General features: G+C 41.7%; 1 protein-coding gene. It reads left to right on the top strand.

Features of this window, described 5'->3' with window-relative positions:
- Positions 1-6952: hemagglutinin repeat-containing protein (locus H3T57_RS03490; RefSeq protein WP_198193204.1), on the top strand; the 6952-nt coding region annotated here is incomplete at both ends.

Genomic DNA, 6952 nt, shown 5'->3' with positions numbered 1-6952 from the left:
AACATTCAGGCTCGGCAGGATCTTAGCCTTGTCGCGAACAACCTTTCCCTGAATAACAGGGATGCCTCCATTAGCAGCTTGAACGGGAATGGAACACTTGCCATCGCCAATAGCCTTCTCAATGCGGGAAGTCTTTACAGTTCCAAGGGTTATTTAACTTTATCGGCATCTTCTCTGTCCAATTCAGGTTCTATATTCGGTAAAACAGCAACGCAATTATTAATAGGCAATCTTTTAACTAATGAAGGTTCTCTTTCCGATACAGATAATACTTTAAATGGTGGAATGATCCAGTCAGAAGGTGACATTAACATTGCAGCAAATTCTCTTAATAATACAGGGATAATCAATGGATCAAAAGCGGTTACCCTGACACTGGGTGGAGATGTTATCAACCATTCTATGGGTCAGTATTCAGGCGTAATTCAGTCTGGAAAGATCATGCAGCTGACGGCTAAAACCCTGCAAAATGACAATGGACAAATTTTAAGTGATGATAATTTACATTTAAATGTCTCTGACAAAATAAGTAATGGAGGATTTCTGCAAGCCAGTAAGGGATTAACGTTATCAACATCTTTTTTAGATAATTCAGGAAATATTCTGGCGCTAGATGGTGATTTGGCTATTATACCCTTACAACTTATCCCTACTTTGTCATCAATTACAAATACAGGCAAAATTCAGGCAAATGGAAATATTATAATCAATGCTGCTGCCTATCAAGGTGATGATATGGCTTTATTGACAGCACAAAAGCAAATTCACGCTACCTATACTGGTAATGTTGGTAATAATGGCCAGATTGCAGCAGGTTCTGGAATGGATTTAACTTCTAATTCCTTAATAAACGGAATTTCAGGATTGATTTATACCGATAATAATGATCTGAACCTGACTGTGATGGGGCAACAGGGATTATTTAATCTGGGAAATATTCAAACAAATGCTGTGGACAGTCATCTTTTACTAAATAGCCTAAACATGATTAACGAGGGCATCGTTTTTGCAAAAGGGAAAGCCACTTTAAAGGCTAATCAGCAGTTCATAAATCGGATTAACCAAGATCATGTTGGTCAAATTCTTGTTCAGGGAGGTGACCTGACGGTTTTCTCTTCAAAGTTTAACAATGCAGGAATCTTGATTGGTCATCAGAATTTACAGCTTGTTGCCTCCGTTCTGGAAAATAACGGGTATGTATCTGCTGTTCGCTCATTAAATATCCAAACATCAGAGCGAACAGGTAATCAAACAACCCGTTCTGGAATTTCCTTTAATAATGAAAAGCTTGCTTCTGGTTCATTGATTGGTGACACTGTTCAGATATTTTCACAGGTTATAGATAATGAAGGAGGATGGATCCAAGGAAAAGATACTGTCAATCTTACTGCCGACAGGATTGATAATAATCTTGATGGTGTCATTTTATCAACAAATGCGAATACAATATTGCAAGGAAGAGGATCGACTGTTCAGGAAAGTGTTCCAGTTAATATAATTAACAACAATCAGGGGAATATACAGGCTTTCAGTGATCTTTCGATTGCAGCTAAACAATTGAATAACAATAATGGTGTATTGACCAGTCAAAAAGGAAATATCCGTATCAATCAAGGTTCTTCCGCTCTTGCGCTTGAACAGTTTTTAAATGAAAAAGGAACGGTTCAGTCTTTTGGTGATATTGATCTTGCTGCCAATCATCTTGAAAATTCTGAAGAAAGCAAAATTCTTTCTAATGGATTATTATCACTTACGATTGGTTCTGATTTTGTAAATCAAGGGAATTTATGGGGTGGAAGAGGTATAAATCTGTCTGCATCTAACCTGGTTAACACTCAAAGCGGAATGATCAGTGCAGATCAAGGTTCTATTATTTTTAATATTCAGAAAGGATATTTGAAAAATCAAGGAATCGTTCAAAATATTGATACGTCAGGGAATATCTCTGTATTCGCCAATACGTTCGTGAATGATAATGGCAGAATATATTCCAATTCGGATATAAATTTACAAGCTGATTCTTTGTTATCAAATCAAAATAATGGAGAGATTACTGCCTATAAACAAGGAAATATAACGCTTTCTGCTTCCGCTTTGAATAATCAGGGGCTTATTCTTGCAGGAGGTCAACTTGTTGCTAATAGCTCGGCAGATATCAATAATCTTGAAAACGGTTATTTATATGGCTCTAAAGGTTTAGTTCTTAAATCCAATACGGCTATTCACAATCAAGCTCATGGTCAAATCGGATCAGACACAGGAACATTATCGCTTGTTGCGCCTCGTGTAACATTGGACAGATATGGGCAGGTTCTCACCTCAAATGGCACGGCAGATCTGATTGCTTTGCAAGCTCTAAATAATAAAGGATGGTTGCAAGCAAAACAAAATATCCAGATTTTTACACCATCTTTGGATAATTCTGAGGGAGTAATTATCAGTACGAATGGTGGCACGACGATTGCGCAAAATCAAAATGGAAACGGATTAAATGAATTAAACAATTACAAAGGAACTTTGCAAGCTGCAACAGGAATGAACCTTTATGCCAATAATATAAACAATCAGGGTGGAATGATAATAACGCAGCAAGCTACTGATGAAAATGTCAGGGGGAATATGGTTCTTGCTGCTAACCGGCAAAATCAGGCGCTATCCTTTTTAAACCTGAATGAGAACGGTATTATACAATCTTCAGGTAATATAGATATGCACGTCCTAAGCAATGGACTTTCATCTACCGGCCAGATTCTTTCTGCTGCCGCACTGAATGCAGCAATTGAAGGGGATCTAAAAAATAACAGTATTATCTTCGGGGCGTTAAGGGGAGCAAATGAAGGTGGTCTGGTTAATCTCAATATTCATGGAGATTATGAAGCCGGACAGGATGGTGGGATAACCTCTAATGGCGATATTCATGTCACGGCAAGAAACATCATAAATAATGGTGTCATATTGGCCATGAATGGATTGGTCTTGGATGGGACCTCGCTTCAAAACAATCAATCTGGATTATTAAGTAGCGGAAACAACCTGACAATCAACATTAAAGGCAATAATGGACAAAACACGCTGAATAATTATGGGGTTATTCAGTCGGATTTGGGATCTATCGCCATGGATGTTGATGGGGATATAATCAACAAGGGAGGGTTAATTCGTACACAGAGCGCCAATGGGGATATTGCAATCAAGGCCGCCTCTTTTACTAACAGCTATACTGGGAAACTTGTTACGGAAACAATTGACAGCACTACTATCTATGATAAAGCGATTAACGATGAAGGACAGGAAGGATACGGAAAATCCAACAAACAGATAGCCCTTGAGGAAGACTTAAATACAAGTGGCTGGGGTGGGGATAGCAATTTATACAAATATTTTTGGAAGGGTAATGTAAAAATGATCAAGGTTTACGCTCCCAAAGATATGTACAAAGCGGATGGGACCCCAGCAAGTGGTTATTTTTACATGTTTCTATCCCAAGGTAGGGGTAATCCAAAAGCCAGGATTGAGGTGACGGAAACTGGAACAAGAACAACCTTGAAAGGCAGTTCAGCCATTGTTACGGCCGGTCATGACTTGATTATTGAAACTTCCGGAAAGATTGTCAATGATGTAAGTCATTTGGAAGCGGGTCATGATATGACCCTGAATGCGTCATCCCTGGACAATATCGGATATAAAGATGATATAACTTTTAAACTGGTATGTCACAATGGTAAACTTTGCCGATCCCTATATCCAAAAGATCCAGCCAATGCAGCCAATCCTCCTTATTCACATCCACCTCCATTAGATGGTAACAATAAGAATATTGCATATGTATGGGGGGATAGTTCATATAATCCCGGATTGAGCGGCACGATTATGGCAGGTGGAACCCTGATAGGGATAGTGGCCAATCAGGTTAATAACCGGACAATCAAGATACATGCATCTCCTGATGACTATGTCACGGTCAATCCAAGCCTTCCCTCGGGAAAACAATTGACATCTGTCCAGAGTGAAACGGGCAGAAACGGATTGAATGGGCCTGGAGAAGGTAATCTGGTCAATAATTCATCAAGTGGAAAAGGGGTAAACGGTCAAAACACCACGCTTCCAGGATATGGTGGGGTAGGCAATCCCGAGGGAATTGATCCGGGTTTGCATGTCCATCTTCCAGGTTTTAATTATCAGGGAGTTTCTGCAAGTGTTGACGATATACTCTCATCCATTGCCGGTGGACACGCTTTGTTCAGGCCTAATCCTGATATTAAGGGCAATGACACCGCCAGTATTGGTGAAATAACCGGAGGAAACATTCACAGTATCAATAACGGCAATATCAATAATAATAAAACGAATGGTAAAATCAATGTTATTGGTAACAGTAACGGCAATATTAATAGTAATAAAACGAATGGTAATATCAATGTTAATGGAAACAGTAATATTGACAATATCAGCAATAATGAAAGCCTTGCCAAACCCGGTACAGCCCCAGCCAAGGTAGGGAGGGCTGTTAATATCAACGATGCGGGCAAAATCAGTGAAGCTGCCACCCAGCAGGGTAAGGTCAATACAAGTGGCGTGCCGGAGGGATCAAGCTATCTTATTGAAACCCGCCCACAATATACATCCTTGCAGAAATTCTATGGGTCGCAATATCTGCTGGATCACCTGAATATTGCCGGCTCATATATGTTCCTGGGGGATGCAGGGTTTGACAGCAACTATATACAGCAGCAATATCTTCAGGCCACAGGGCACAGCTTTGTCGGTGGAACATATAACAATGCCGCTGATATGATGAAGGAACTTCTCGACAATGCCACCGATGAGGCCGACCAGCACGGGTTCAAATTCGGCACCGCCTTGACAAAGGAGCAGCAGGCCTCACTTGCGAAGGATATTGTCTGGTATGTTCCCGCGCTGGTTGATGGCAGACAGGTGCTGGTTCCCCAGCTGTATCTTTCACCAAAAACCGCGGTGATATCCGGTGCCGCCATCGTGGGCAAGGATGTCGGTATCCAGGCCGGCTCCATTCTCAATTCCGGCCTGATGGAGGGGACACACTCGATCGCGCTCACCAGCACACATGGCAACATCATCAATGATGGCGGAACCATAAGGGGCGGGGACATGTCCCTTAATGCCCAGAACGGCTCGATCATCAATCGCGACACGATCAACAACTATCTTGTTGAGGGGGGAACGTCCTCCTATCTTGGTTCACAGGGAAAGATCCTTGCCTCTGAAACCATGGGGATCAAGGCGAGTGACAGCATCATCAGCCGAGGTGGAAGCATCCAGTCCGGATCCGATATGGCGATGCAGGCCGGTTCGATCGATATTGGTGCGGCACAGCTGAATGCCGCCGCCTCCAGCGCCAGTTACGGAAAGCATGAAATACTGGCCTTTAACGGTAACCAGACCAAGAACTATGGAACCATGGTCAGTGCCGGTAGAAACGCAATCCTGCAATCCACAAGGGGTGACCTGAACCTTGCGGGCAGCACCCTGAATGTCGGGGGTGATGCAGCCCTGTCATCCGCGGGCAATATCGGTCTGAACGCCGTCACGGACAAGGGCCTCACCGATGTTAGGGGACATAAATCAGGTGCATTCAATTCAAGTTCGTTCGAGGATAAGCATGCTTATTCAAAAGAAATGGGATCAAATATTTTTTCAGGTGGTGAGACAAATTTATTTGCAAACAAAGATGTGAATATTGCAGGAATTATTGAATCCACTCGGGATATCAATATTGATGCGGGGAATAACATTACTGAAAATGCATTAAAATCCACAACAGATGATTATACTTATCATCATGTCAACAAGACTGGTTTCTTTAGCAATCCAAGCGGAATGAGTGTACAAGTAGGTAATAAAAAAATTACTGATCAAAACCGTAATTCCTCAACTCTCTGGCAAGGATCAATGATAAATTCAACTGAGGGTAGTGTTAACGCAAATGCTGCAAAAGACATCAATGTTAATGGGTCAATGATATATGCAAACAAAGATATCAATATGTCTGGAGATACAGTGAACTTTAATACTGTTCAGAATATTGTAAAAGGGGATCAAAAACACAAGGACAGCTTTACAGGGCTAACAGCAGGGGTTGACACAAAATCCGTAGCCGGAGGTATGGCGGGTTTGGGACTGGCGGCAGCCAATTCTACCAGTAAGACAACAATATTAACTAATGGTATCAAAGCGGGTTATGCCGGTATAGATACCGGTTTGGGTAAAGCAGGGATCAAAGATCAAGCCATTAAAGGCAATATGACTCCCCAAGAAATAGATAAAATTAATAAAGCGAATAAAAATAACAGTTCAGCTGCAAATTATAATTTGGTTGGTGCGTACGCCTCGATTGGTCATTCCTCCAACAAATCTCATCTGACAACGGAATCAACCAGGGATACGGGATCAGTTGTATCGGCAGGTGGAAAAGTTAGCATCAATGCAAAAAATGATATTAATGCCACGGCGGCAACGATTAATGGCAATGATGTGATATTCAATGCCGGCAGGGACATCAACCTGAATGCAGGTCATGCCACTGACAAAGCCAAAAGGAAAACATCAAGCAAATCTTTTGGTGTAGGGGTCACAGCTGATATCGGTATGGGGGGCGGAAGCGCAATGATCAACGCCAATATGGCATTGAGTGGTAGCAATATGCATTCTTCCAGCACGACCGCAATCGATACGATTGTGAATGGACAACATTCCGTAATTATTAATAATAAAAACGGCAGCCTGAATTTAAATGGTGCGCATATCACCAATAAAATTCCTACAGAAGAAGGTTCAATTCTTGATGGAAAAACCTCCAGTGGATCCATAGCAATCAATACGGGAAGCATGAACATAACCACACCGCAAAACCGTAACAGGTATGACAGTGATTCGAAATCACTTGGAATGCAGGCCGGGATACCCCTTGCGGGTT

The organism is Commensalibacter sp. W6292M3 (assembly GCF_016101315.1).
Classification (GTDB): domain Bacteria; phylum Pseudomonadota; class Alphaproteobacteria; order Acetobacterales; family Acetobacteraceae; genus Commensalibacter; species Commensalibacter melissae.
The sequence above is the reverse complement of the archived record's forward strand: the minus strand, read 5'-3'. Positions and strand labels throughout refer to the sequence as shown.